The sequence below is a fragment of the Nonomuraea sp. NPDC049378 genome (assembly GCF_055586745.1).
The window spans coordinates 370,804-395,760 of the sequence record NZ_JBVJHP010000001.1 but is presented as its reverse complement, the minus strand read 5'-3'; the positions used below and the strand labels follow the sequence as shown (position 1 = coordinate 395,760).

The window sequence follows — 24,957 nt, the reverse complement described above, 5'->3', positions numbered from 1 at the left end:
GTGTCGTGTCCGCCGTCTGAGGGGTGGTTCGCCGTCGCGGGCTCGCTTCGTTGCCTGGCCCAGGAGCCCGGCCGGGGTCATGACGCAGGTGGGTGGCAGGTTGTGCCGGGCGCGGGAAGGCGCAGGTCGGTGAGGTAGGCGTCGGCGTGGGCGATGACGCAGGCGTTGCCCGTGAGATAGAGCCCGTGGCCGTGCCCGTCGAAGCGGACCGTCGCCGACCCCGGCACCCTGCGGACGATGTCGGCCGTGTCGTCGTGGTCGGTCCACGTGCCCGCGCCGAGGAACGGCGGCAGCCCGGACGGCAGCGGCTTGGCGGGGTTGGTCACCGGCACGGGCCAGCCCGTGCACCCGAGGCGGTGCCACAGCCCCATGCCGGCGAGGTTGGGGGAGACCCGCTCGCCCATCGCCCGCACGGCCCGGTATTCGCGATAGCCGCTGAAGCGCAGCCCGTCGGCGCACTGGGTGGCGTTCATGCCAACGAACGACGGCGGCTTCAGGCTTCCGACGCCGGCGTCGACATAGCTCGCGAACCCGGCGGCGTCCCCGCGCTCGGCCTGTCGCATGGCCGCGGCGAGCTGCCGCCAGCGCGGATAGCCGGGCGCGGGGCCCGGCCCGACCAGGTTCGGCATCGCGGCGACCTGCAGGTCGAACCCGCTGTACGCGACCGCCTCGCCGTCCGGCCGGCCCTTGACGGGGATCGGCGCGCGGTCCGCGCTCGCGACCAGCTTCCGCCAGCGCTCGCCCATGTTCTCGCCGCACACGTCCACCGTCCGGCACCAGGTCAGGAAGCGTTCGAACTGCGCCTCGTACGTGCGGTACCGCACGCGGGCGTCCGTCGCCGCGTCCCGCAGCTGGTTGACGGCCCCGTCCAGGTACATGGCCCGGACCCGTTGCGGGAACAACCGGGCGTAGGCGACGGCGGGCACCCCTCCGTACGACGTGGCGACGAAGCTCAGCTGCTCGTCCCCGAGCGCGGAGCGGACGGCGTCGATGTCCCGCGCCACGGAAGCCGAGTCGAGATGGTCGAAGAAGGCGGGGTCGAGCTTCCTGCACTCCTGCGCGCCGCGCCGCACTTTCGCTCCGAGCTTCGCGTACGCGCTGGGCGTGTCCGGCCGGGTGAGCCACGGCCCGGTGCCGAAGCACCTGACCGGCAGCCTGCCGTACGTGGTGGCGTTGCGCGGCTCGAAGCTGACCACGTCGAACCGCTTGCGCAGGCCGGAGAAGTTCCCGCCCCGGTAGGAGAGGTCGTCGATGCCCGACCCGCCCGGCCCGCCGGGGATGCTGAACACCGTCCCCTTGCTGGTCCCGGTCGCGGGCAGGCGGGCGATCCGCAGGGTCAGCGCGCGGCCCTCCGGTTTGCGCCAGTCGAGCGGCACCTGGATGGAGGCGCACTCCAGTTCCTTGGGGCGGTCGTCGCCCTGGCACGTCCCCCAGCCGAGAGCCTGGGAGGAGGGAACGACGGCGAGCGAGCCGAGCAGGAGGAGGCTGGTCGTTGTCAGATGCATGCCTCCCAGGCTGGCCGCCGCGCCGCCGGATCTCGATCGTGCGGCGGCCCGTCCTGGAGGTAGTGCCAGGACTACCGTCCCACGGGCCGATCTGCCCGGGGCGGGGCGTGCGGGGCGGTACGGGACGGGTCGCCGGCCGGCGCCACAGCCCGCGCAGCGAACAGGCCAGCAGGGACACCGACGTGAACAGCGCCTTCTCGCCGCGCAGCAGCCACCACGCCGACACGCTCGCGACCAGCACGTGGGCCAGCACCATCCCGGCGCCGGCGAGATGCCCGCTCCCATGATGGCTGGAGAAGGCGGCGTCGCCGGAGCTGAAGAGCCGGTGCATTCCGTACTGTGCGGCGAAGGAGGCGGCGAGCAGCGTGCCCAGGGACCGCTGCCGCCGGGCGAGGACGAACGCGCCCGCACCCGTCACCAGGGTCGCGGCGGCGACGGTTCCCAGGCGGGCGCCCGGGCCTCCGGCCAGCACGTGCAGGCCCAGTGCGGCGAACACGCAGAAGACCGCGAACACCCCCGCCCGCAGCCCGCGCAGGCCGGCCCGCCCGGCCCGCGCGGTGTCCCCGCTGCCGGTGCCGCTTCCTCTCCGCTCGGCGTTCAAGCGCGATCACCGCTCACACGAGGAGATACGGCGGCCGCCCGGCAGCGGTTCGACGAACACCACAGCACCGGAAGAACGCGGCTGGATCAGGCGCCCATGCCGAGGGCGCAGGTGAGGGGCCGCTCAGCGGTTCCAGGAGCGCTGGAGGGCGTCGCGGACCCTGCGGCCGGCGGGTGGCGGCACCTCGCCGTGGTCCCGGCTCTTACCGGAGCCGTTGCCCGAGCCGTTTCCACCGGGCAGGGCGGGCCGCGCGGCGGGTACGAGCACCGCGGTCTCCTCCTCGGTGACCGGCCGCTCGATCTCGCTGTACGCGCCGTCGTGGCCGCGGACGATGACCCCGGTCTCCACGCCGTGGGCGACGGTGTGCCGGTCGCGCGCCAGCAGCCCCAGGGCGATCCGCCGGGTGATCACGTAGCCCAGCACAGGCGCGGCGAAGATGGCGACGCGGAAGATCCACGTGGTGGCGTACAGCGAGATGTGGAACGTCGAGGCGATCACGTCGTTGCCGCCGGCCAGCCAGAGCACGCCGTAGTAGGCGATCCCGGCGACGCCGAGGCCGGCGCGTACGGGCACGTCCCTCGGCCGGTCGAGAAGGTGGTGCACGGTGTGGTCACGGGTGATCCAGCGTTCCAGGAACGGGTAGAGCGCCAGCGCCGTGAACAGCAGTCCCGGTGCCACCAGGGCCGGGATGATCACGCTCATGGTCACCGTGGACCCGAAGACGGTGAACTCCCACGGCGGCATGATGCGCAGCGCGCCCTCCAGGAAGCCCATGTACCAGTCGGGCTGCGAGCCCGCGCTGATCGTGCTCGGCAGGTACGGCCCGTACAGCCAGATGGGGTTGATCTGGAACAGCGTCGCCAGCAGCGTGATGACCGCCAGCACCCACAGGAAGAACACCGTCGTCTTGGCCAGGAACGTGGGGAAGAAGGGGGCGCCGCGCACCACCCGGTTGTTCAGCCCTTTCGCCCTGAACTGCGTGTGCGTCTGCCGCCAGGTCAGCACGATCGCGTGCAGCGGGATGAGCAGGAGCAGCAGCGCGGGGAACAGCAGCACGTGGAGGCTGTACAGCCGGGAGATGATGTCTCCGCCGGGGAACTCCCCGCCGAACAGGAACATGGCGAGATACGTGCCCACCAGCGGCACGGAGATCGTGACCCCGTGCAGGATGCGCAGACCGGCGCCCGACAGCAGGTCGTCGGGCAGCGAGTAGCCGAACAGCCCGTTCAGCATCACCAGGCCGAACAGGGCCACGCCGATCAGCCAGTTCAGGTCGCGGGGCTTGCGGAAGGCGCCGGTGAAGAAGTTGCGCAGCATGTGGGCGACGATGGCGGCCAGAAAGACGAGCGTGCCCCAGTGGTGCATCTGCCGCATCAGCAGCCCGCCGCGCACGTCGAAGCTGATCTCCAGGGTGGAGGCGTACGCCTCGCTCATCGCGACGCCCTGCAGCGGCACGTACGAACCGTCGTAGACCACCTCCTGCATGCTCGGCTTGTAGAAGAACGTGAGGAAGACGCCTGTGAGCAGCACGACCACGAACGCGTAGAGGGCGATCTCCCCGAGCAGGAACGTCCAGTGGTCGGGGAAGACCTTGCGCATCGCCTTCTTCAGCCAGCCGGCCCCGCCGATCCGGTCGTCGAGTGCTCCGGCCAGTGAGCTGCCCTTCATCGTCAATCCGCCTATGTCTCGATGGGCTCGTCACCCATCTAGACGAAGAAGACGCGGAGAATGTGACACCCGGCGGGTGATCGGTCTCAGGCGAAGCGTTCGATCGTGACGGGGATCAGCCCCAGCGCGCGGATCGCCTGCCGGTGGTGGTGCAGCAGCGCGCCGAGCGCCGTGGCGGGGGCCGCGCCCAGCCGCGCGGTCACGTCCACGCACCAGGCGATGCCCGACCCGATCCGGCGCAGCTCCCAGGAGAAGCCGTGGCCGTCGGCGTCGGCCGCGGCGGCGCCGGCCACGCGCGGGTCGCCGGTCGGCTCCAGCCGCAGCGCCGTGCGCGCGCTCGCCAGCGCGCCGGTGCCCAACTCCCCGGCGAACAGGATGCGGTAGCGGCGCGCGCCGGGCGAGGTGCCCAGGTCGAGCGGCCTGTCCCCGGGAAGGGGCTGGCGCTCGGACCGTGCCCGCAGTTGCGGCTCGGCAGGCAGCTCACCGCCGCCGAGCCGCGCGTACGCCTGCGCCGCCGGCCGCCACGCGGCGGTGTCGATGCCGGCGGCGGTGTAGTCGTCGCAGAGGACGAACTCCTCGACGAGGATCGCCGCCGGTGACGGGCCGCCCGCCGTGGCGGCGATCAGGTAGTAGTCCACCCGATGAATGATCCTCGGCGGCCGGACGCGGTGGCAAGCTCATCACCCGGCCGGAGCGCCACGACGGCTCCGGGCCGCATGGGTCCCGCCCGTTCCGGGCAGGTAGGCCATCTGGCACCACGACCCCTATCTGCCAGGCACGGGAGGCATGAGCGATGCGGAACGGCCGGACCGGCGGGGCGCTCGCCGGCACCCTCACGGCGGCGGTGCTCCTGAGCGCCGGATGCACGGCAGGCGGCGATCAGGCACCGGACGGGGAGCGGGAACCGGCGGCCAAGCTGTCGATCACGCCCGCGGACGGCGCCGGGAAGGTCCCCCCGGACACCGGCGTCAGCGTCAAGGCCACCGGAGGCAAGGTCGGCGCGGTGAGCGTCGCCGACGCCAGGGGACGCGAGGTGCGGGGCTCCGTGGGCGCCGACGGCACGTGGCGGCCCCGGTGGTCGTTGCGGCCCTCGACCACGTACACGGTCAGCGCCCGGGCGACGGGCACCGACGGCAGGCCGGTCACCGGCCGGGCGACGTTCACCACGCTCGAACCGGAGCGCGTGCTGAAGAGCGGCATCTCGCCTTTGGACGGCGAGACGGTCGGGGTCGGGATGCCCGTGCAGCTGCTGCTGTCCCGGCCGGTGACGGGCAAGGAGCACCGGGCCGCGGTCGAGCGGTCGCTGGAGGTGCGGATGTCCCAGCCGGTCGAGGGGGCGTGGAGCTGGGTGAGCGACCGCGAGGTGCAGTTCAGGCCGCGCGCGTACTGGCCGGTGGGGGAGCAGGTGACGGTCGTGGCGCATCTGGCGGGCGTACGGGCCGGTGACGGCCTGTGGGGCGCCAAGGACCGCAGGCTGACCTTCACCGTCGGGCCCGAGCACATCACCAAGGTCAGCGCCGGAGCTCACAAGGCGGTGGTGCGGAAGAACGGCGACGTCGTCAGGACCATGCCGGTCAGCCTGGGCAAGCCGGGCGACGACAGCTACTCGGGCGTCATGATCGCCCAGGAGAAGGCGCCGGAGATCGTCATGGACTCGGCGACCGTCGGCAAGCCGGGGGAGTACCGGATCCGTACGAAGTGGAACGTCCGGATGACCTACAGCGGCACGTTCTTCCACGCCGCTCCCTGGTCGACCGGCGCGCAGGGCAGCCGCAACGTCAGCCACGGCTGCGTGAACGCCAGCCCGGAGAACGCCCGCTGGTTCTACGAGTTCACCCAGCGGGGCGACATCATCGAGGTCACCGGCACGTCGAGGAAACTGCGGTTCGGCAACGGGCCGACGCCGTGGGCGAAGTCGTGGGAGGACTGGCTGGCCGGCAGCGCGCTCGGCACCCCGGTCAACGGCTGACGCCCGCCTCCGGGCAGGGCACCATGCCGGGGACGGGGTGTTCGGCCCTGACGTGGGCCTCGGAGATGTATCCCCACCCGCCGTGCGCCCACGGCTCGTCGGCCACGGTGCGGTACCAATGTCCGTCGCCCGTCTCGACCACGCACAGGAAGACGCCGGGGCCCTCCCGGTCGAGCCGCCCGACCTTCGCGGTCGCCGCGCCCGGCCCGGCGTGCACCGTTCCTCCGGCGTTCGCGCAGGCGAAGCCTCTCTCCCAGGTCACCCCGAGGTCGGGGTCCTGGATCGGCGGCTTGATGGACGTGCGGGGATCGGCCTTCGCGCACGCGGGCGCCTCGCCCGGGGACACGGGTGCGAGGACCAGGAAGCCGGTCACGACGACGGCGACCAGTGACACGGCCGCCGCCCGCACCGGCCCGCCGAACCACCGCGACGGCCCGGCGAGCAGCAGACCGGCGTGCACGGCCAGCACCGCCGCGAGCGCGCCCCACGACCGCGGATCGCCCAGGTTGCCGGTGGCCAGGTTGCCGGTCACGCCCGTCGCGGCCGGGAAGAGCAAGCCGGCGGCCCTCCTGAGCGACCGGCCCCGCGCCCCGGGCTCCTCCCGTGCGCCGAGCGCGCCGTCCTGTGTCACTGGTCACCGCCATCGATCCGTACGGTCCGGCGTCACGTAGCGTACCTGGTCAACTACGGTTAGTGCGGCCCTTCTCCATGGTGTTCGCCCGGCGATGTCGTCGGGCCCAGAAACCGGGCGGACAAACCACCTCACTTGACTGAATAGGGGACAATTCATCGGATGACATTTTCGCCCCTCGTCTGATCGAGCTAGGAGCAGGCATGCAGATCGTACGGTTCGCCAACCCTCTGACCGGCGCGGACGCGGTCGGCGTCGACGACGGTGGACAGGTGGTGGAGCTGTCCGGGGTCACCACCGTCGGCGAGCTCCTCGGGCTCCCGTCCGCCGAGTTCCGAGCGCGGTGCGAGGGCGCCGACGGCCCTCGCCACGCCTCCGCGGACGTGCGGATCCTGCCTCCGGTGGACGGCCGGATGGAGGTGTGGGCCGCGGGCGTGACCTACCGGCGCTCGCGCGAGGCCAGGGTCGTCGAGAGCGAGCGCGCCGCCGACGTGTACGAGCTGGTCTACGACGCCGAAAGACCCGAGCTTTTCTTCAAGTCGGCGGCGTGGAAGGTCTCCGGGCACGGCGGGCGCATCTCGGCGCGCGCCGACTCGGAGATCGACGTGCCGGAGCCGGAGCTCGGGCTGGTGCTCAACGCCTCAGGGGAGATCGTCGGCTACACGGTGGTCGACGACGTGAGCTCGCGCACCATCGAGGGCGTCAACCCGCTCTACCTGCCGCAGGCGAAGATCTACCTGGGCGCGTGCGCGGTGGGCCCGGCGATCAGGCCCGCGTGGGAGGTCGCCGACCCGTACGCGCTGGACATCACGCTCTCCATCACCAGGGGCGGCGAGACGGTGTGGGACGGCAAGGCGAACACCTCGCAGCTCAACCGGCGCCTCGACGATCTGGCCTCCTACCTGTTCCGCGCCGACGTCTTCCCCGACGGCGCGGTGCTGGCGACCGGCACCTGTCTGGTCCCCGACCTGCCGTTCACGCTGCAGGAGGGCGACACGGTGAGCATCGCCGTCTCCGAGGTCGGCACGCTGACGACCGGTGTGGTCAGGGGCCTGGACGCCATGCGCTGACCTCCTCGCACGCCGCCCCGCCCGGTCACGGGGCGGCGTGGCTCTCAGCCCGCGCTGCCCTCCTTCTCGAAGGAGCTCAGCGTGGGGTCGTAGTCGAGGGCGCCGATGTCGTACATCGGGGTCATCCAGTGGTAGAAGTTGTCGCCGCGCTCGCGCAGCAGGTCGTACAGGCGGCGCATCATGCGGCGGCGGACCGGGGCCAGCTCCTGATGGGTGTACCGGTTGCTCAGCTCGTGCGGGTCGGCGTGCAGGTCGTACAGCTCGTTGACCGACTCCGGGTTGACGACCAGCTTGTAGCGGTCGTCGCGGATCATCCGCTGCGGGTAGGGGAAGTGGTGGCCGTGGAACTCGGCGAGCAGCTCGCCCGGCCATGCCGGGCGCTCGCCGCGGACGATCGGCGCCAGGCTGCGGCTGTCCACGGCCGGCTTCGTGTCGCAGCCGGCCAGCTCCAGGATCGTCGCCGTGCAGTCGGTGAGCGTGACGAACTCGTCCCTGACCTGCGGCTGCTCGCCGGGGATGCGGACGATGCCGGGGATCCGGTAGATGTCCTCGTACATCGCGGGGCCCTTGTCGTGCAGCCGGTGCGCCCCGGTGAACTCGCCGTGGTCGGCGGTGAAGAACACCGCCGTCCGGCCGGTGAGCCCAAGCTCGTCCATCCGGTCGAGGATCCGGCCGATCTGCTGGTCGATCAGCGTGACATAACCCCAGTAGACCGCGATCAGCTTGCGGGTGACCTCGATGGGGATCGTGTCGAACGTCCAGTGCGCGCTGTAGTTGCGCTGCACCGGCGGCTTGCCCTCGAACGTCTCCGCGATCGACGGCGGCAGCTCCACCAGGCTCGGGTCGTACATGTCGAAGTACTCGTCCGGCAGCAGGTACGGCAGGTGCGGCCCGAAGAAGTGCGTGGCCAGGAAGAACGGCCGCCCGTCCGCGGCGTAGCGCTCCATGTGCTCGATCGCCCTGGTCGCCAGGTAGTGCTCGAACGTCGCCTCCACCGGCTGGTGCAGCCGCGCCGCCAGCAGGTTGCCCTGGTTGCCGTTGGGCGTGGTGCCCCGGATCAGGTCCGAGATCCGGTACGGCGGCAACCCCCGCTCCTCCAGGTACGCCAGATAGTCGGGGTGGTCGACCGGGTTGTGCCAGCCCGGCAGGTCGGGCCCGTCGAAGCCGTAGGAGGCGGCGTTGCGGCTGGTGCCGCCGTGCCACTTGCCGATCAGCCCGAGCTGGTAGCCGCGCTCCCTCAGCGCCTCCGGGAAGGTGAACGCGTCCTCCCGCAGGTCCTCCAGGTAGCCGACGTTGCGCTCGTAGTTCGCCAGCAGGCGGTGCCGGAACGGCGCCTGCCCGGTGAGCAGGCTGGCCCGCGCCGGCGTGCAGATGGCCGTCGGCGTGTAGAACCGGTCGAACCGGGTGCCGGTCGCGGCCAGCCGGTCCAGGTTGGGCGTGGCCACGTGCGGGTTGCCGTAGCAGCCCAGGGTGTCGACGCGGTGCTGGTCGGTCATCAGGAACAGCAGGTTCACTTGGTGTAGGCCTCCGTGTAGAGGTCGCCGGTGTAGTAGGTCGCCGGATCCGGGCGGGACTTGAGCTGGCCGGTGCTGACGAAGAAGTCGCTCAGGCTGTTCAGCCACGTGGCGACCGTGCCGTCCTTGGTCTTGGCGACCAGGTCGGAGGTGCTCATGACCTGCACGTTCGCCGCGTCGGCCTTGACCTTGGCCGCGTCGAGCCTGAGCAGCGCGGCCGCCTCGGTGATCGCTTCCTCGGGGTGTGCCGCCCGCCAGTCGTTGGCCGCCTGCAGCACCTTGATCACCTTGCGGGTGACCTCCCGGTCCACGCCGGTGCCGCCGACGAACGCGGTCGGGAACGAACTGTCCGGGAACTCCTTGGTGCTGGCCAGCTCCACCGTGTCCGGAACCTTCTGCTTGATCGTGTCGATCAGCGGGTACCAGATCCCGGCGCCGTCGATCTGCCCGGCCGAGAACGCCGAGACGACCGTGGCCGGGTCCATGGGGATCTTCTGGATGTCCTCGGCGGTCATGCCCGCTTTCCCCAGCGCCAGGTTGAGCACCATGTCGCCGGACGTGCCCTCGGGCACGCCGACCTTCTTGCCCTTGAGGTCCTGCATGGTCTTGACGCCCGGCCGCCCGATGACGCGGTCGGCGTACGCGAGCGTGTTGATCGCGACGACCTTGGCCTTGCCGGTGGCGGGCAGCCACATGGCCCCAGGGCCGATGTAGCCGAAGTCGAGGTCGCCGGAGCCGAGCGCCTGGATCTGCAGCGGCCCGTTGGTGAAGACCTTGATGTCGGGGGTGAGGCCCTGCTTGTCCCACAGGCCCTGCTTGTCGGCGATGGCGAGCAGGCTCGCGCCGTTGTAGTCGCTGATGTAGCCGAACCTGACCGTGGAGCCGTCGTCGCCGCAGGCGGTCACGGAGAGCGTCAACAGGCTCACCGCCGAGGCGGCCGTCAGGGCGCGGCGAAGAGAACGCATGGCGGATCAGTCCTTTCCGGGAGGTGTCTGCGGGCCGGGGCCCTGGGCGGGAAGCAGGGTGGGGTCAGGCCGCGGCCGGGGCCTGGTGGTAGACGGCGTGCCAGACCTCGTTGCGGATCCGTCCGAACTCGGGCGACAGCCGCATCTCCTCCGTTCTGGGGTACGGCAGGTCCACGTCGATGATCTGCTGGATGCGGCCCGGCCTGGCGGCCATGACGATGACCCGGCTGGCCAGGTAGACGGCCTCGTCCACGTCGTGGGTGATGAACATGACCGTGCGCTGCTCCTGGCGCCAGGTGTCCAGCAGCTGGTCCTGAAGCTGCACCCTGGTCAGCGCGTCGAGCGCGCCGAACGGCTCGTCCATGAGCAGCACCTGCGGGTTCACCGCGTACGCGCGGGCGATCGCGCAGCGCTGCTTCATGCCGCCGGACAGCGTCTTGGGCAGCGCGTCGGCGAAGTCGGACAACCCGACCAGCTCGATCGCCCGCTCGGCCCGCCGCCGGCGCTCCGCGGCCGGGATGTCGGCCAGCTTCAGCCCGAACTCGACGTTGTTGCGCACCGTCAGCCACGGGAACAGCGCGTACTGCTGGAAGATCACTCCCCGGTCGGGCCCGGGGCCGGTGACCGGCACGCCGTCCACGAGCACCTCGCCCGAGGTCGGCTCGACCAGCCCGGCGGCCATGCTCATCAGCGTGCTCTTGCCGCAGCCCGACGGGCCCACGACCGTGACGAACTCGCGGTCGGCGATGTCCAGCGACACCCGGTCGAGAGCGGTGAACGTGCCGTCCTTGATCGGGTAGGTCCTGACCACGTCGGTGAAGGAGATCTTGGTGTTCATCTGCGCTCCTGCCAGTCGGTGAGGCGCCGCTCGGCCAGCAGCAGCAGCCGGTCCATCAGCAGGCCCAGCAGGCCGATCGCGATCAGCCCCACGAAGATCGTGGACAGGTCGTAGTAGAGCTGGGCCTGCTGCATGCGGAAGCCGAGGCCCTCCTGGGCCGCGATCAGCTCGGCGGCGACCAGCGTGCCCCAGGCCGAGCCGAGACCGACCCGCATGCCGACCAGGATGAACGGCGTGGAGGCCGGCACCACGACCTTGAGGAAGATGGTCCGGTCGGAGGCGCCGAGCACGCGGGCCGCGTTGATGAGCGTCCTGTCCACGTCCACCACGCCCTGGAACGTCGCCACGACGCTGGACAGGAACGACGCCAGGAAGATCACGAAGACCTTCGGCACCTCGCCGATGCCCATGAGCACGATCGCCAGCGGAATGATCGCCAGCGGCGGGATGGTGCGGAAGAACTGCACGTACGGCTCCAGCAGGCCGCGCGCGGTGGCGTACCAGCCCATGAGGAAACCGATCGGGACGGCCAGCAGGGTGCCGAGCAGGAAGCCCAGCAGCACCCTGCGCAGGCTGGCCAGCGCGTCGTCCAGCAGGGTGCCGTCGGCGATCAGCTCGCCCGCCTTGGCCGCCACCTGCAGAGGGCCGGGCAGGCCCTGCACGCCGATCGACGCCAGCAGCGTCCAGACGAGCAGGCCGATGACGACCGCGATCAGGTTGAGTGCGATGGCGCGCCGCGGGCGTCCGGCGCCGCGCCGTGCGGCCGGGGCCGCCGGTGACTTGCCCAGCGCGGTGAGCTGGGTCATGGGTTCTCCTTCGCCGGTCTCGTGCCGGGCTGGGTCGTCGGGGGGTCCTCCGCGAGCTCCGGGCCGGCCGGATAGCGCGAGAGCAGCGGGGACTCGTGCAGCACCAGGGCGATGCCGCCGAGGGCGCCGGCGACCTCGCCGAGGGTGGCGCGGCGCAGGCTCACCCGGTGCCGGGAGATCGGCATGACGTGGGCGCGCAACTCCCGCTCGATCGGGTCCATCAGCGCGCTCCCGGTCTCCGCCAGCTCGCCGCCGACCACGATCACGCTGGGGCCGATCGCGTTGCACAGGGCGGCGAGCACACCGCCGATGCCGGCGCCCACGCCGTCCAGCACGGCCAGCGCGGCCGCGTCGCCCGCCCTGGCCGCCTTGGCCAGCTCGGGCACGTCGCCGGCGCGCCCGCCGGCGGCGCGGTAGGCGTCGAGGACGGCCCTGATCGAGGCGACGGTCTCCAGGCAGCCGGTGCCGCCGCAGTCGCAGCGGGCGCCGTCCTGGTCGACGGTGATGTGGCCGAACTCGCCGGACAGGCCGTACGCGCCGCGGTGCAGCGACCCGCCGACCACCAGCCCGCCGCCGACGCCGTGGGACAGGCGCAGGTACAGCACGTCCCGTACGCCGGCCGCGGCGCCCCAGATCGCCTCGCCCAGCGCGGCGAGCCTGGTGTTGTTGTCCAGCAGCACCGGAACGCCGAACCGCTCGCGCAGCAGCACCTGCGCCGGATGCGGCCCGGCCGGCTCCCCGACCGGGCCGACCACGCCGACGCCGATCGCGCTGAGCGCTCCCAGGCTGAGGGTGCCGCCGGTGAGCGAGCCGACGAGCCGGCCGGCCAGCTCGACCCGCTGCTCCCACGGCAGGTCGGCGTCGTGTGGCTCGCTGGCCGAGCCGACGATCTCGTGCGCCGGGTTGATGGCCGCGACGTGCAGCCCGCGCCGCGCGAAGTCGATGCCGATCGCCTGGCCGGCGTCCGGGTTGAGGGTCAGGGTCTCGGCCGGCCTGCCGCGCCCGCGCGGCGTCTCCCGCTCGCTCGCGGTGACGACCGCGCCGCCGGCCACGAGTTCGGCGAGGATGTCGTACAGGGTGGTACGGGACAGCCCGCAACGCCTGCCGAGCTCGCCGCGGCTGAGCGGGCCGTGCTTGCGCAGCAGCCCGAGCACGAGCTCCTCGTGCCCGCGCCGGAGCTGTGACAGGGGGCCACCGGGTTGTGACATACGGCAGAGTCTGCCTACTCACCGTCTTTTTCGTCAATAACCCGGAAAAATCCGTCCTGCCACCACGCTCGCTGCGCTGACCTGCGAAGAAGCGGACACCAGAGGGCCCGAAGGCGGGCTATAACGTTCACGTAACGGCGCCTGGCGCGGCGTGAACGCGAGGCGCGGCGACCGCCGGGGGAGGCACCCGGCGGCCGCCGCCAGGCGCGGGCCCGGCGTCACGAATCGCTCAGCCACACGTCCGCGAGCCGCTTGCCCTGATAGATCGGGCTGTCGTACAGATCCCGCACCCGCTCGCTGTAGATCGAGTAGTCGAACTTCTGGATCGGGTAGTAGACCTGGCGGATCACCGTCTCCATCCGGATCTGCATCTGCTTGTAGATCTCGTCGCGCCTGTCGTCGTCCGTCTGGACGGCGCGCATAAGGCCGCGCTCGCCCTGGTCCGCATCTATGACGTGATCGTGCACGAGGACCTGCGGATCGCGAACATGACCCGCTCGGCGTCCGGCACGGTCGAAGTCCCCGGCCGGAATGTCGCGCAGAAGTCCGGCCTCAACCGGAGCATCCTGGACGCGGGCTGGGGGGTGTTCCTGACGATCCTGTCGTACAAGGCTGAAAGCGCCGGTCGAGAGCTGATCGCGGTGAACCCCGTCGGCACCTCCCGCACCTGCGCCCGCTGCGGGCACAGCGCACGGGAGAACCGCGTCACCCAGGCCGCGTTCGCCTGTACGGCGTGCGGTCATACCGCGCACGCCGACGTCAACGCGGCCAAGAACATTCTCAGGGCAGGGCTTGCCCTTCGCGAACCTGCGGAAGCGGCTTAGCGAGAAGCCGCCTCCTTCAGGGGGCGGAGGCGTCACGAAGGCCTGCCGGACCTTCGGGTCGTCGAACGGCTCCTTGTCGGGGTTGATGAAGATGCTGACCGGGGCGCCGGGGGTCTCGTTGACGGTGAAACCCTTGCCGTCGAGGCTCCTGGCCACGTTCACGTCGCTGGTGGTGCCGACGTCGAGACGCCCGCTGCGCAGCGCCGCCGTGACAGCCGCGATGTCGCTCATGATCGGGCGCCGGATCTCGTCCAGGTACGGCTTGCCCTCGATGTGGTAGTCCGGGCGTCGTCGGAGGTGAACGGGCGCCCGTTGACCGGGGGAGGTCGTGCCAGCGCACGTCCTCGCGGAGCTTGAAGGTGTAGGTCCTGCCGTCCTCGGAGATCTTCCACGACTCGGCCAGGTCGGGCACGATCTCCAGCGACGTGACGTCCGGCCCGGTCTTGTACTCCTCGCCGGCGGCCGGCGCGGGCGGGGCCTGCAGCGCGCCCTCGTGCAGCCAGCACCGGCTGGCCCGGCCCGGCCGCAGCTCGTACAGCGGGGGTTCCGCCTCCGGGCAGCGATCGTGCACCGACGGGCAGCGCGGGTGGAACCGGCAGCCCGAGGGCGCCTCCGCCAGCGTCGGCACGCTTCCCGCGATGGCTGGCATGGGCCGGTCCCGCGGGGTGGCCGGGGTCGGGATCGAGTCGATCAGAGCCCGCGTGTACGGATTGCGCGGCGAGCGCAGCACCTCCGCCACCGGTCCCTGCTCCACCACCCGCCCGGCGTACATCACCACGACGCGGTCGGCCACCACCGCCATGTCGTGGGTGATGAGCAGCAGCGCCGTGCCGTGCTCGCGCTGCATCGTGCGCAGCAGCTCCAGGATCTGCGCCTCGACGGTCACGTCCAGCGCCGTGGTGGGCTCGTCGGCGATGAGCAGCGCCGGCTCGCCCGCCAGGGCGATCGCCACCATGACCCGCTGCTGCTGGCCGCCGGACAACTCGTGCGGATAGGCACGTACGCGTCGCTCCGGATCCGGCAGCCCGACCTCCCGCAACAGCTCCACGGCCCGCGCCCTGGCGGCCCCGCGCGTCACGGGCCGGTGCGCCCGCAACGCCTCGACCAGCTGGTCACCGATCGTGAACAGCGGGTCCAGCGAGCTCATCGGGTTCTGGAAGATCATGGCGAGCTCGGAGCCGCGCAGTTGCCGCAGCCGCTCGGGGGCGGCTCCCACGAGCTCCTCGTCCCGCAGCAGCACCGAGCCCGCCGAGATGTTGCCCGAGCCGAGCAGCCCCAGCAGCGCCAGCGACGACACGCTCTTGCCGGAACCCGACTCACCGACCACCGCGACCGTCTCGCCGGCCGAGACCGTGAACGAGACACCGGCGACGGCGTTCACCGGTCCGGCAGGAGTGGGGAAACGGACATAAAGATCATTCACTTCGAGCAACGGTGGGGACGGCACCGTCGTCGCTCCTTCGTCATCGGGGAGTTGCTGGGGAGGGCGGCCCGCGTGGTGAGAAAGGGTCCGGCGGCGCGCGGCGGATCGCCGCGACCTGGTGTGACTCCTGTCACGCCACTATGCGCTGGTCGAAATCGGCCCGCCACAGCCCTTTCGCCCTGCGAAAAGATTTCGCCGCGCCCGTGACACGGGCATGGTGACCAGCGCGGATCGGCTCATCGGGGCGGGTCGACGCCCAGGACGGCGTGCGCGATCGCCCGCTCGGGGATCGGCGGCTCCTCGTTCCAGGTACCGCCCCAGAAATACTGCGCGCGCGGGACCATGAGCGGGAAGCCGCCCGCGGCGTGGCTGAAGGAGACGCGCAGGTCCGGGCATGCCGCGGCGGTGCCGCCGGTGATCAGTGACGCGGCGGCCAGCGTGCCCTCCAGCCCCACGACGTACGTGCCCGTGGCCGAGCGGGGCAGCCCGAAGCCGATGAGCCGCCCGGGGCCGGTGGCGCACAGCGTGGCGGTGTACTCGTTGACGTGCCGGGCCAGCGACAGCCCGTCGGCGGGCGGCAGGTCGTAGCGGAGCAGCGGCGGCATGGGCGTGAGCACCTCGGCGGTCACGCCGGAGGCGTCCATCGCCTCGATCCGGCGTTCGGCGTCGAAGAACACCTCGCGGGCGCGGAACCGGGTGGCGCCGAACACCAGCAGGCGGGCGGTGGCGCCGTCGATCGGCTCCATGCGCGGGAAACATGCGGGGGCGCCGGCCGGGTAGTCGCGGGGGAGCAGGTGGGCGTGGGCGTCGACAAGCACGGCGAACCTCGGAGACCTCAGGAGTGGGGGTGGACCGTGACGTGCACGGCGGCCTCGCCCGGCACGCCGCCGCCCAGGGTCTCGATGGCGAGGACGGTGTCGTCCAGCCCGAAGGAGTGGGTGTGCATCTTCTCCAGAGGGTGGCGGCGCGACTCGATGATGCCGATCGCCTCGCGGTAGGCGCGGTTGTCCACGCCGAACGCGCCGATCACGGTCAGCGCCCGGTTGATGATCAGGTCGGTGCGCAGCGGGATCTCGCGGCGGCCCTTGAGCCCGGCCAGCACCACCCGGCCGCCGTGCCGCGCCGACAGCAGCGCGTCGGTGACCGGCTCCGCGGCCATCGGGGTGAGCTCCAGCACGACGTCGGCCATCTCGCCGCCGGTGATCTCTCGGACCCGCTCCACGGTGTCCTCGGCCCGCTCGCCGTCGACGACGATCGTGTGGTCGGCGCCGAACTCGCGGGCCAGGGCCAGCTTGTGGGCGTCCGCCTCCAGGCCGGTGACGATGATCGTGCCGGCGCCGGCCGACCGCGCCGCGATGACCGCGGCGAGGCCGCGCTGCCCGGCGCCGAGCACCAGCAGGGTGTCGCCCAGCCCCACGCCGCCCAGGTGGCAGGCCCAGCGCACGCCCGCGCCCAGCGGGTTGAACATCGCGGCCACCTCGGCGGGGAGGGCCGGGTCGATGGGGTGCAGGATCGTGCGGGGCGACAGGTACATGTACTCGGCGAACCCGCCCCACAGCGACGGCGCCACGTCGAGCGACGCGACTCCGTGGCCCGGCCTGCGGTTGGGGCACGACTGGTAGCGCCCGGTCAGGCACCTGCGGCAGGAGTGGCACGGGATGATGATCTCGACGGCCACCCGGTCGCCGGGCTTGACGCCCCACCGCTCGGCGGCCCGCTCGCCGACCTCCTCGACGATGCCCATCGGCTCGTGCCCGGGCACGAACGGCTTCGGATCGTCCTGGTCCATCGACCCGAGGTGTCCTCTGTAGATCTCGACGTCGCTGCCGCAGACGCCGTTGGCCTCCACGCGGAGCAGGCCGTCGTCCGGGCCGATCCTCGGGCGGGGGAACTCGCGCACCTCGATCTTGTTCGGGGCGATCTGCACCGCCGCGCGTACCGTGTCTGCCATCGAAAGGGGGCCTTCCTCCTGGTGGGTTTCGCTGTCAGGATGGCGGCGCCGGCAGGGAAACGCGACGAGGATTTCACGTCGCGGAAAGCATTCATGAACACTGTTCACGGCCGCGCATTTGCTTTCCGCGACGCGAAAGTCAGGTGGCCCGCCGGCCGGCCCGCTGGGCATAGTGGAGCACCGCTGGCCATTGCTCAGAGGCATCGCCTCGACTACGACTCATGCGCCGCGGCCGTCCGTGCGTGACTCCGCCGCCAGTATCCGAGCACCGGCACTCCCACCTCCCGGAAGGACCATCAGTGATCAAACCCGGCTTCGTCGCGGCAGAGGACCGAGAGACCGTCACCGCGATGCTCCGCGCGCAGCTCGCCGGGCTGCCCGCGCGCTCTCCGTTCTACGCCGACCTGTTCGCCGGGCACGGGGTCGATCCGTCGGCGCTGGTCTCCCTCGACGATCTGCGCAAGCTGCCCTTCACGGACAAGCAACTCCTGCGCGACTCCCAGGCGGACTCGCCCCCGCTCGGCCGGCACGCGGGCGTCGACATGGTCGACGTGATCCGCGTCCACGCCTCCACCGGCACCACCGGCAAGCCGAGCTGGGTGGGGGTGACCCGGCGTGACGCCGGGACGTGGACCGAGATGGTGGCGCGGGCGTTCACGACCATGGGCGCGCGGCGCGAGGACGTCGTGCTGCACGGCTCCGGGCTGACGCTGTTCGTGGGCGGGCTGCCGATCAGGGACGCGCTGGAGCACATCGGCTGCACGATGGTCCCGATCGGCACCGGGGCGTCGGACAAGGCGGTCCAGGCGCTGGAGTCCCTGGGCGTCACCGCGCTGCACGCCACCCCCTCCTACGTGCGCTACCTGGCCGAGCACGTACGCAAGCTGGGGCGCGACCCCAAGGAGTTCGGCATCACCAAGATCTTCGTGGGGGGCGAGCCAGGGGGCGGCGAGCCCGCGTTCCAGCAGCGCATGGAGCGGGAGTGGGGCGCGCGCGTCACCGAGGGCCTGGGCAACGCGGACATGGCGCCGGTGTTGTTCGCCGAGCCTCCGGGCGCCGGCGGCATGCGGTTCACCGGCGGCCGGCACGTGGTGGTGGAGCTCATCGACCCGGACACCGGCGAGCCGATCGACCCCGAGCCGGGCGCGACGGGCGAGCTCGTCTACACCTCGGTCGACCGCGAGTGCTGCCCGCTCGTCCGGTTCCGCACCCGGGACCGCGTGCTGGTGACCGGGCTCGCCGGCGACGGCGCGCCGCTCATCCGGTGTGTGGGCCGTACCGACGACATGCTGATCGTGCTGGGGGTGAACGTGTTCCCCACGGCGATCCGCGATCTGGCGCAGACCCTGCATCCCCGGACGAACGGCGTGGTGCAGGTCGTCCTTCCCGGCCCGGGACCGCGCGTGGAGCCGCCGCTGCGGGTCGACGTCGAGCTCGGCGAGGAGCCCGGTGACCAGGAGCGGCTGCGGCAGGAGATCGAGGAGCTGATCCGGGCCCGGCTGACGGTGCGGGCCACGGTCGTCCTCGTCCCGCCCGGCTCGCTGGAGCGTACGGAGATGAAGTCCCGCCTGACCCGGGTCTGCGGCTGACGGACCGCCGGCGACCGCGGGCGCACGGCCCGGCCACCCCCGCCGGGCCGGTCAGGCACACCAGGACAGGAGCAGGAAATGTCAGACGACCCGATGATCGATCCCTTCGCCGGCGCGGGTCCCCGGTGGATGACCGGGCGCACCGCGCTCGTCACCGGGGGCGGCCAGAACACCTCCTATCCGGGCGTCGGGTACGCCATCTGCCGGGTGCTGGCCAGGCACGGCGCCCGCGTCGCGGTGCTCGACAGGAACGAGGAGGCCGCCGAGCGCACGGTGAAGCTGATCGTGGGGGAGGGCGGTGAGGCGATCTCCGTGGTCGCCGACGTGACCGACGACCGGGCCTGCGCCGGGGCCGTGGCCGAGGTGGCCGACCGCCTGGGCGCGCTCGACACGGTGGTCAACAACGTCGCGGCCGGCGACCGCAGCGGGCTGTTCGACACCACCCCCGAGCACTACGACCGGTTGATGGACATCAACCTCAAGTCCGCGTGGTCGATCACCCGGCATGCCGTCCCGGTGCTGCCGCGCGGCAGTTCGATCGTGAACATCTCGTCGGTCGGGGCGCGCAGGCGCGGGCCCGGCCTGATCTACTGCGTGGCCAAGGCCGGCCTGGAGAACCTGACCGAGGGGGCGGCGACCACGCTCGGGCCGCAGGGCATCCGCGTCAACTGCATCGCGGTCGGCGCGATCTACGGGGCGTTCGCCGCGAAGGGCTCCATGACCCAGGAGATGCGCGAGCAGCGCCGCGAGGGCACCGCGCTGAAGACCGAGGGCACCTCCTGGGACATCGCGCACGCCGCGCTGTTCCTGCTGAGCGACCGGGCCCGGTGGATCTCCGGGCACATCCTGCCGGTCGAGGGCGGTCCTCCGCACCGCTACCCGGTCGAGCCGGTCACCTCCGTCCCGATGGGGGAGTGACCGGACGCGCCGGGAACGGCCCGCATCAGGGGAGCGGGCCGCTCCCGGCGCGTCCGTGTTTCCCGCGGGCGCGGGCTCTCGACCGGGTTTCCCGGGGGTTGCGGGCCCTCAGCGTCCCGCGGAGCCGGAGTACTTGACCTCGCGCGCCTGCCAGTGCGCGGTCTGGCGCGGCACCCCGGCGCCGGTGACGGCCGAGGGCGCTCCGAGGGCGCGGGAGATACTGCGGGAGGTCGCGGCGAGCGCGGGCACCAGGGAGTGCGGGGACGGCGAGCCGAGCGGCACGGTGATGCCGACCGCGGCCACGACGCGGTCGCGAGGGCCGCGGATGGGCACCGCGACGGCCATCGCGTCGTGGGTGAGCTGGCTCTGCACGATGGCGACGCCCGACGTGCGGACCTCGGCCAGGAAGTGCCGCAGCGCGTCGGGGTCGGTGAGCGTGTGCTCGGTGTAGCGGCGCAGCTTGGAGGCGAGCACCTCCTCCTGGAACTCCTGGGAGGAGTGGGCGAGCAGCACCAGCCCGGTGCCGGTCGCGTGCATGGGCCAGCGCCCGCCCAGCCTGCTCGGCACCGGGACGGTGTCGCGGGCGCGCAGCGACTCGACGTAGATGACGTCGTGCCCTTCCGGCACGCCGAGGTGGATGTTGCCCCGGGTGGCGTGCTGCAGGTCGTGCAGGTACGGAAGCGCGATCTCGCGCAGCTGGCCGCCCTGCGGCGCCAGGGTGCCTAGCTCCAGGATGCGCAGGCCGATGCTGTACTTTCCGTCGCTGTGCCGGGACAGCGCGCCCCAGCGGCGTAGTTCGTTGAGCAGCCGGTGGGTGGTGCTGAGCGTGAGTCCGGTTCTGCGGCTGATGTCGCTGAGGGACAGCGCCAGGTTCTCGGTGTCGAAGACGCCGAGGATGGAGAGCACGCGCTGGGCCGATGTCAGGCGATGGGGTTCGAGAGACTTGTCTGCCAGGACAGTCACCAATTCACCTGCCTGTCCGTTAATTCTTGACCTAGTTACGTGGGCGTTACCCAGGCTACATAAACGGACAGCCTTTCGATAGTAGCCCAAACTGGTCGAAAATCCCTTCCGCTGGACGGAAAAGGGGTTTCCCGTGCGGAAGGCCATCAGGGCATACGGACGAAATACCACTAGCCCTTCCGTGTCATGAAAGTCGAGATTTCTTCTGTAATGCCACGGTCTACATTGCTCTGAGCAGGGTCGTAGTCGCACCCGGTCACCCCCGCAGGACGTACCGGCGGCCCCGATCACGAGTGAGGCGAAGATGCGCGACGAAACACGTCTGGAGCAGATCCGGTCCACCCTGGCCGTCGACGGCTACCAGTTGAGCGTCGAGGAGGCCGGCTCCGCCTTCGACGTGCGGATCACCGCCGGAGCCGGCAGCTGCCCCGACTGCCTGGTCCCCAAGAACATGATGGTGAGCATGCTGGCGCCGATCCTCGGCGTGGGACCCGACGGCATCCGGCTGTCCTACCCCGGCGACGTCGCACCGGCGTGATGGGCCGAGCGGGTGGCGAGGCGCTGAGCTGATGAGAAGAGGTGTCTGAGGGATGTTCGACCGAATCCTTGACCCGACCGGCCTGTCCGTACGGCCCGCGCACGCGGCGGTGGCCGCCAGGCGGGTGCCCAGCCTGGCCGGCGCCCGCGTCGGATTGCTGACCAACACCAAGCGGAACGCCGCGCAGCTGCTGGCCGGGCTCGGCGACCTGCTCCGTGACCGGTACGGCGCGGTGGTGACGATCCAGCGCACCAAGCCGCATGTCGCCTTCCCGGTGGACGAGCCGATGCTCAGGGAGATCGCCGCGGTCAGCGACGTGGTGATCACCGGCGTCGGCGACTGCGGTTCGTGCAGCGCGTCGGCCGCGGCGGACGGCATCGCGTTCGAGCGGGCGGGCATCCCCGCCGCGGTGATCGTCAGCGACGCCTTCGAGGTGACGGCGCGCGCGATGGCCGGCGTGCACGGCGACGAGAACTTCGAGATCCTGCTGACGCCGCATCCGGTGGCCGTGCTGAACGCCGAGCAGGTCGCCGAGCGCGCCACGGAACTGCTCGCCGGCGTGGCGAACCGGGTCCGCGAGCCCGCCCGATGACCGGCGGCACCCTCGAAGGGCAGGTCACCGACGCCCTGGACGGCGCGTACACGTCCATCGAGTACATGTACGACCAGGGCTGGACCGACGGCCTGCCCGTCGTGCCGGCGACGCGCGAGCTGGTCGACACGTTCCTCGCCACCACGTCCCGGCCCGCCGACGAGGTCATCGGCCGGCTCGACCACCTCAAGCGGGAGGTCTCGGTCGAGCTGGCCGCCGTCAACGCGGTGATGGCGGGCTGCCGGCCCGAATACTTCCCGGTGGTGCTGGCCGCCTGGGACGCGCTGATGGCCGAACGCTCCACCGTGGGCGGCGGCTGGCAGAGCACCAGTGGCCCCGCGCCGCTGATCGTGGTCAACGGCCCGGCACGCCGGCGTCTCGGCTTCAACGGCGCCGGCGGCGTGTTCGGCCCCGGCTTCCGCGCCAACGCCACCGTGGCCAGGGCGATCGGGCTGATCGTCCGCAACGCGCTCGGCGTGGTGCCGCACGTGCTGGAGCAGGCGACCCAGGGCATCCCGGGGCGGTGGGCGATGTGCATCGCCGAGAACGAGGAGGAGAGCCCGTGGGAGCCGCTCTCGGTGGACGGCGGGGTGGCCGCCGGCGTCGGCGCCGTCTCCACGACCCTGCTCAGGACCAGCGAGTTCGTCGACAACCGGCACACCGACGACCCCGAGGCGCTGCTCGGCGACTTCGCCGACACGATCTCGCGTACCGGTAGCTGGATCTTCCGCCACGCCAGCGCCGGCGTGGTGTTCTGTCCCGAGCACGCGCAGCTGCTGGCCGCGGCCGGAATGAGCAAGGCCGGCGTGCGCGACTGGCTGATCGAGCGGTGCGGGCGGTCCGAGGCCGACCTGGCCAGGGCCGGCAAGAACCACGTGCACGGGAACGTCCGGCGCCAGAGCGACGACGGCGATCCCGGCGCGTTCCACCGGTACTTCGCCGACGGCGCGCCCAAGAACCTGCCGATCGTCGTGGCGGGGGCCCGCAACGCCGGGATCTCCATGGTGGTCCGGGTGTTCTCCAACTGGTCCGGCATCTCGGCCAGGGTCGAGCCGCCACGCGACGTCGCGACGACCCCGGAGGCGTGAGGAGCTCATGTCCGACGACCCGCCGGCCGACCCGCTGGCTGATCCGTTCGCCGGGGCCGGTGCGCGGTGGATGGCCGGCCGGGCCGCCCTGGTCACCGGGGCCGGGCAGAACGGCGCGCTGCCGGGCGTCGGCCACGCCATCGCCCGGGTGCTCGCCGCGCACGGCGCGCGCGTCGCGGTGCTCGACCGGGACGCGGCGGCCGCCGGCCGTACCGTGAAGCTGATCGGCGAGGACGGCGGCGAGGCGGTCCCCGTGGTCGCGGACGTGACCGACGACCGGGCGTGCGCCGCCGCGGTCGCCGCGGCGGCCGCTCGCCTCGGCGGGCTCGACGCCGTGGTGAACAACGTGGCCTCGGGCGACCCCGCCGGGCTGTTCGAGGTCACCCCTGACCGGTTCGCCGAGCTGATGGCGGTCAACCTCACCTCGGCCTGGCAGGTCACCCGGCACGCCGTCCCCGTGCTGCCGCGCGGCGGGTCGATCGTGAACATCTCCTCGGTGACCGTGCGGGCGCGCGGGCCCGGCATGGTCTACTCCCTGGCCAAGGCGGGGCTGGAGAACCTGATCGAGGGCGCGGCGGCCACGCTGGGCCCTCGGGGCATCCGGGTCAACGGCGTGCGGGTCGGCATGATCTGGGGGTCGTTCGCCGCCGCCAACATGCCCGAGGAGGCACGCGCGGGGCGGCGCGAGAGCACCGCGCTCATGACCGAGGGCACCGCCTGGGACGTCGCCCAGGCCGCGCTGTTCCTGCTCAGCGATCGGGCCCGGTGGATCTCCGGGCACATCCTCGACGTCGACGGCGGGCCGCCACGGCGGCCGCCGCCCGTCGCTGCCCCGGACGGCCGCGACCGCGACAGATGACGTAGGCCGGGTGCCGCAGATGACCCACGATCTACGGCGCCGGGCGAAATACGGTCCCTACAACTCCGCAAACCGCCGACACCCCACCCCCGCTCTGAGGAGTGCCACCCATGACGAACAACGGCACGTCCAAGCCTCCATCCACCAGAGGGCTCTTCGCCGCCAGCTTCATCGGCACGTCGATCGAGTGGTACGACTACTTCATCTTCGGCACCGCCGCCGCACTGGTGTTCCCCCGGTTGTTCTTCCCGGACGCGTCGCCCGAGGCCGCCACGCTCGCGTCGTTGTCGGCGTTCGCCGCCGGATTCCTGGTCAGGCCGCTGGGGGCCGCGGTCATCGGTCACTTCGGCGACAGGATCGGCCGCAAGTCGATGCTCGTCCTCACGCTGATCCTGACCGGCGGTTCGACCTTCCTCATCGGGACGCTTCCCACGTACGCGGCCATCGGCATCGGAGCGCCGCTGCTGCTGGTCTCCCTCCGTCTCGTCCAGAGCTTCGGCGTGTCCGGCGAGTGGGGCGGCGCGCTGCTCATCTCCACCGAGAACGCCGCACCGGGGCGTCGCGCCGTCTACGGCAGCTTCGCCCAGTTCGGGGTGCCGATCGGCGTGCTGACCTCGAATCTGGCGTTCCTGGCCGTCTCCGGCATGGACGACGAGGCGTTCTTCTCCTACGGCTGGCGCATCCCGTTCCTGCTGAGCGCGGTGCTGGTCATCGTCGGCTTCGTCGTACGGCTCCGCCTGTCGGAGACGCCCGAGTTCGCCAGGGCGAAGCAGGAGCGGAAGATCAGCAAGGTGCCCTTCGCCGAGCTGCTGCGCCACCACCCGCGCAACCTCATCCTGGGCGGCCTGGCCGCGATCGCGCCGCCCGCGGTGGGCTACGCGGTCACCGTGTACATGCTCACCTACGGGACCCAGGTGGCCGGCTTCGAGCGCAACACGCTGCTCACCCTGATCCTGGCCTCGACCTCGGTGTGGATCATCGCGATCATCGTGTCGGCGATGTTGTCCGACCGCTTCGGCGCCAAGCGGCTCTACATCGTCGGCGCGATCACGGCGGTGGTGTGGCCGGTCCCGATGTTCGCGATGGTCAACACCGGCGAGACCGTTCCCGCGCTGATCGCGTTCCTGGTGGCCGCGGTGGTGCAGGGCATCATGGCCGGCGCGCAGGGCGGCCTGTTCAGCGAGATGTTCGACCTCAGGGTCCGCTACAGCGGCATCTCCATCGCGTACGCGGCCGGCGGCACCGTGGCCGGCGCCGTCACCCCGGCCTTCCCCGCGCTGTACGCCGCGTACGGCTCGTCCATGCCGGTCGCCGTGTTCCTGACCGTGCTGGGCGCGGTGAGCCTGGTGGCCGTGGTCGGCATCAGGTACACCGCTTCGGTGCGGAAGCTCGAGAAGGTCGCCGCCCCGGTTGTGGCGCCCGAGCTCTGAACCGGGC

General features: G+C 71.8%; 23 protein-coding genes and 2 pseudogenes. 10 read left to right on the top strand and 15 right to left on the bottom strand.

Annotated features, from left to right (window positions below; all coding sequences use genetic code 11):
* Nucleotides 1-77: 77 nt before the first annotated feature.
* From ACZ6SA_RS01745 to ACZ6SA_RS01735, 3 genes are all read right to left on the bottom strand, one after another.
* Nucleotides 78-1,505, bottom strand: coding sequence for an alpha/beta fold hydrolase (locus ACZ6SA_RS01745; protein WP_465826046.1), 1,428 nt, complete (start codon nucleotides 1,503-1,505; stop codon nucleotides 78-80).
* Between the two features lie 724 nt (nucleotides 1,506-2,229).
* Nucleotides 2,230-3,774: a cytochrome bc1 complex cytochrome b subunit gene (gene qcrB / locus ACZ6SA_RS01740; RefSeq protein WP_347641934.1), complete on the bottom strand. Its 1,545-nt coding sequence runs from the start codon at nucleotides 3,772-3,774 to the stop codon at nucleotides 2,230-2,232.
* A gap of 86 nt (nucleotides 3,775-3,860) precedes the next feature.
* Nucleotides 3,861-4,412, bottom strand: a complete 552-nt coding sequence (locus tag ACZ6SA_RS01735) for a hypothetical protein (protein ID WP_465826044.1) — start codon at nucleotides 4,410-4,412, stop codon at nucleotides 3,861-3,863.
* Nucleotides 4,413-4,567: 155 nt separating this feature from the next.
* Between ACZ6SA_RS01735 and ACZ6SA_RS01730 the strand changes: the two genes are divergently transcribed.
* Nucleotides 4,568-5,743 carry a L,D-transpeptidase gene (locus ACZ6SA_RS01730; RefSeq protein ID WP_347641936.1) on the top strand — a complete coding sequence of 392 codons (1,176 nt, stop codon included), beginning with the start codon at nucleotides 4,568-4,570 and terminating at the stop codon, nucleotides 5,741-5,743.
* Here the strand turns inward: ACZ6SA_RS01730 and ACZ6SA_RS01725 are convergent.
* Nucleotides 5,733-6,374 (bottom strand): hypothetical protein, encoded by a 642-nt coding sequence (locus ACZ6SA_RS01725; RefSeq protein ID WP_465826042.1) that lies wholly within the window; start codon nucleotides 6,372-6,374, stop codon nucleotides 5,733-5,735. The genes ACZ6SA_RS01730 and ACZ6SA_RS01725 overlap by 11 nt on opposite strands.
* A 203-nt stretch (nucleotides 6,375-6,577) precedes the next feature.
* Between ACZ6SA_RS01725 and ACZ6SA_RS01720 the strand changes: the two genes are divergently transcribed.
* Nucleotides 6,578-7,444, top strand: a complete 867-nt coding sequence (locus ACZ6SA_RS01720; protein WP_465826040.1) for a fumarylacetoacetate hydrolase family protein — start codon at nucleotides 6,578-6,580, stop codon at nucleotides 7,442-7,444.
* Between the two features lie 44 nt (nucleotides 7,445-7,488).
* Here the strand turns inward: ACZ6SA_RS01720 and ACZ6SA_RS01715 are convergent, their stop codons facing one another.
* The 6 genes from ACZ6SA_RS01715 to ACZ6SA_RS01690 form a co-directional block, all read right to left on the bottom strand.
* Nucleotides 7,489-8,958, bottom strand: coding sequence for a sulfatase-like hydrolase/transferase (locus ACZ6SA_RS01715; protein ID WP_465826038.1), 1,470 nt, complete (start codon nucleotides 8,956-8,958; stop codon nucleotides 7,489-7,491).
* Nucleotides 8,955-9,923 carry an aliphatic sulfonate ABC transporter substrate-binding protein gene (locus ACZ6SA_RS01710; RefSeq protein ID WP_465826036.1) on the bottom strand — a complete coding sequence of 323 codons (969 nt, stop codon included), beginning with the start codon at nucleotides 9,921-9,923 and terminating at the stop codon, nucleotides 8,955-8,957. Before ACZ6SA_RS01710 ends, ACZ6SA_RS01715 begins: the two co-directional genes overlap by 4 nt.
* Before the next feature lie 64 nt (nucleotides 9,924-9,987).
* On the bottom strand, nucleotides 9,988-10,761 hold the full coding sequence (locus ACZ6SA_RS01705) for an ABC transporter ATP-binding protein (RefSeq protein WP_347641941.1): 774 nt from the start codon (nucleotides 10,759-10,761) through the stop codon (nucleotides 9,988-9,990).
* Entirely contained in the window at nucleotides 10,758-11,567 is an 810-nt protein-coding gene (locus ACZ6SA_RS01700) for an ABC transporter permease (RefSeq protein WP_347641942.1), read from the bottom strand. The genes ACZ6SA_RS01705 and ACZ6SA_RS01700 overlap by 4 nt, the downstream gene beginning before the upstream one ends.
* Entirely contained in the window at nucleotides 11,564-12,775 is a 1,212-nt protein-coding gene (locus ACZ6SA_RS01695; RefSeq protein ID WP_465826035.1) for an ROK family protein, read from the bottom strand. The genes ACZ6SA_RS01700 and ACZ6SA_RS01695 overlap by 4 nt, the downstream gene beginning before the upstream one ends.
* Nucleotides 12,776-12,993: 218 nt before the next feature.
* Nucleotides 12,994-13,197 (bottom strand): hypothetical protein, encoded by a 204-nt coding sequence (locus ACZ6SA_RS01690; RefSeq protein ID WP_465826033.1) that lies wholly within the window; start codon nucleotides 13,195-13,197, stop codon nucleotides 12,994-12,996.
* 33 nt (nucleotides 13,198-13,230) lie between these two features.
* Between ACZ6SA_RS01690 and ACZ6SA_RS01685 the strand changes: the two genes are divergently transcribed.
* Nucleotides 13,231-13,599, top strand: coding sequence for an RNA-guided endonuclease InsQ/TnpB family protein (locus tag ACZ6SA_RS01685; protein ID WP_465826032.1), 369 nt, complete (start codon nucleotides 13,231-13,233; stop codon nucleotides 13,597-13,599).
* Nucleotides 13,600-13,695: 96 nt separating this feature from the next.
* On the opposite strand, the pseudogene ACZ6SA_RS01680 reads toward ACZ6SA_RS01685, so the two are convergent.
* From ACZ6SA_RS01680 to ACZ6SA_RS01665, 4 genes and pseudogenes are all read right to left on the bottom strand, one after another.
* Nucleotides 13,696-13,845: pseudogene (locus tag ACZ6SA_RS01680) on the bottom strand (hypothetical protein); the annotation flags it as partial.
* A 91-nt stretch (nucleotides 13,846-13,936) separates the two neighbouring features.
* A pseudogene (locus ACZ6SA_RS01675) lies at nucleotides 13,937-14,980 on the bottom strand (ABC transporter ATP-binding protein); the annotation flags it as partial.
* 278 nt (nucleotides 14,981-15,258) lie between these two features.
* A complete protein-coding gene (locus ACZ6SA_RS01670) occupies nucleotides 15,259-15,840 on the bottom strand; it encodes a hypothetical protein (protein WP_465826030.1) in 582 nt (193 codons plus the stop codon).
* 17 nt (nucleotides 15,841-15,857) lie between these two features.
* On the bottom strand, nucleotides 15,858-16,973 hold the full coding sequence (locus tag ACZ6SA_RS01665) for a zinc-dependent alcohol dehydrogenase (protein WP_465826029.1): 1,116 nt from the start codon (nucleotides 16,971-16,973) through the stop codon (nucleotides 15,858-15,860).
* 299 nt (nucleotides 16,974-17,272) lie between these two features.
* Here ACZ6SA_RS01665 and ACZ6SA_RS01660 point away from each other — a divergent pair, with 299 nt between their 5' ends.
* Together ACZ6SA_RS01660 and ACZ6SA_RS01655 are read left to right on the top strand one after the other, a co-directional pair.
* Nucleotides 17,273-18,562, top strand: a complete 1,290-nt coding sequence (locus ACZ6SA_RS01660) for a phenylacetate--CoA ligase family protein (protein WP_347641948.1) — start codon at nucleotides 17,273-17,275, stop codon at nucleotides 18,560-18,562.
* 78 nt (nucleotides 18,563-18,640) lie between these two features.
* The gene (locus ACZ6SA_RS01655) at nucleotides 18,641-19,480 is read left to right on the top strand and encodes an SDR family NAD(P)-dependent oxidoreductase (protein WP_465826028.1); all 840 of its coding nucleotides are present in this window, start codon (nucleotides 18,641-18,643) and stop codon (nucleotides 19,478-19,480) included.
* Between the two features lie 108 nt (nucleotides 19,481-19,588).
* Here the strand turns inward: ACZ6SA_RS01655 and ACZ6SA_RS01650 are convergent, their stop codons facing one another.
* Nucleotides 19,589-20,443, bottom strand: a complete 855-nt coding sequence (locus ACZ6SA_RS01650) for an IclR family transcriptional regulator (protein WP_465826026.1) — start codon at nucleotides 20,441-20,443, stop codon at nucleotides 19,589-19,591.
* Nucleotides 20,444-20,747: 304 nt separating this feature from the next.
* Between ACZ6SA_RS01650 and ACZ6SA_RS01645 the strand changes: the two genes are divergently transcribed.
* From ACZ6SA_RS01645 to ACZ6SA_RS01625, 5 genes are all read left to right on the top strand, one after another.
* On the top strand, nucleotides 20,748-20,981 hold the full coding sequence (locus ACZ6SA_RS01645) for a hypothetical protein (protein ID WP_347641951.1): 234 nt from the start codon (nucleotides 20,748-20,750) through the stop codon (nucleotides 20,979-20,981).
* A 52-nt stretch (nucleotides 20,982-21,033) separates the two neighbouring features.
* On the top strand, nucleotides 21,034-21,573 hold the full coding sequence (locus tag ACZ6SA_RS01640; RefSeq protein WP_347641952.1) for a UGSC family (seleno)protein: 540 nt from the start codon (nucleotides 21,034-21,036) through the stop codon (nucleotides 21,571-21,573).
* Nucleotides 21,570-22,661 (top strand): hypothetical protein, encoded by a 1,092-nt coding sequence (locus ACZ6SA_RS01635; RefSeq protein ID WP_347641953.1) that lies wholly within the window; start codon nucleotides 21,570-21,572, stop codon nucleotides 22,659-22,661. Before ACZ6SA_RS01640 ends, ACZ6SA_RS01635 begins: the two co-directional genes overlap by 4 nt.
* 7 nt (nucleotides 22,662-22,668) lie before the next feature.
* Nucleotides 22,669-23,520 (top strand): SDR family NAD(P)-dependent oxidoreductase, encoded by an 852-nt coding sequence (locus ACZ6SA_RS01630; protein ID WP_465826025.1) that lies wholly within the window; start codon nucleotides 22,669-22,671, stop codon nucleotides 23,518-23,520.
* 110 nt (nucleotides 23,521-23,630) lie between these two features.
* Nucleotides 23,631-24,950, top strand: coding sequence for an MFS transporter (locus tag ACZ6SA_RS01625; RefSeq protein ID WP_465826023.1), 1,320 nt, complete (start codon nucleotides 23,631-23,633; stop codon nucleotides 24,948-24,950).
* Nucleotides 24,951-24,957: the final 7 nt, after the last annotated feature.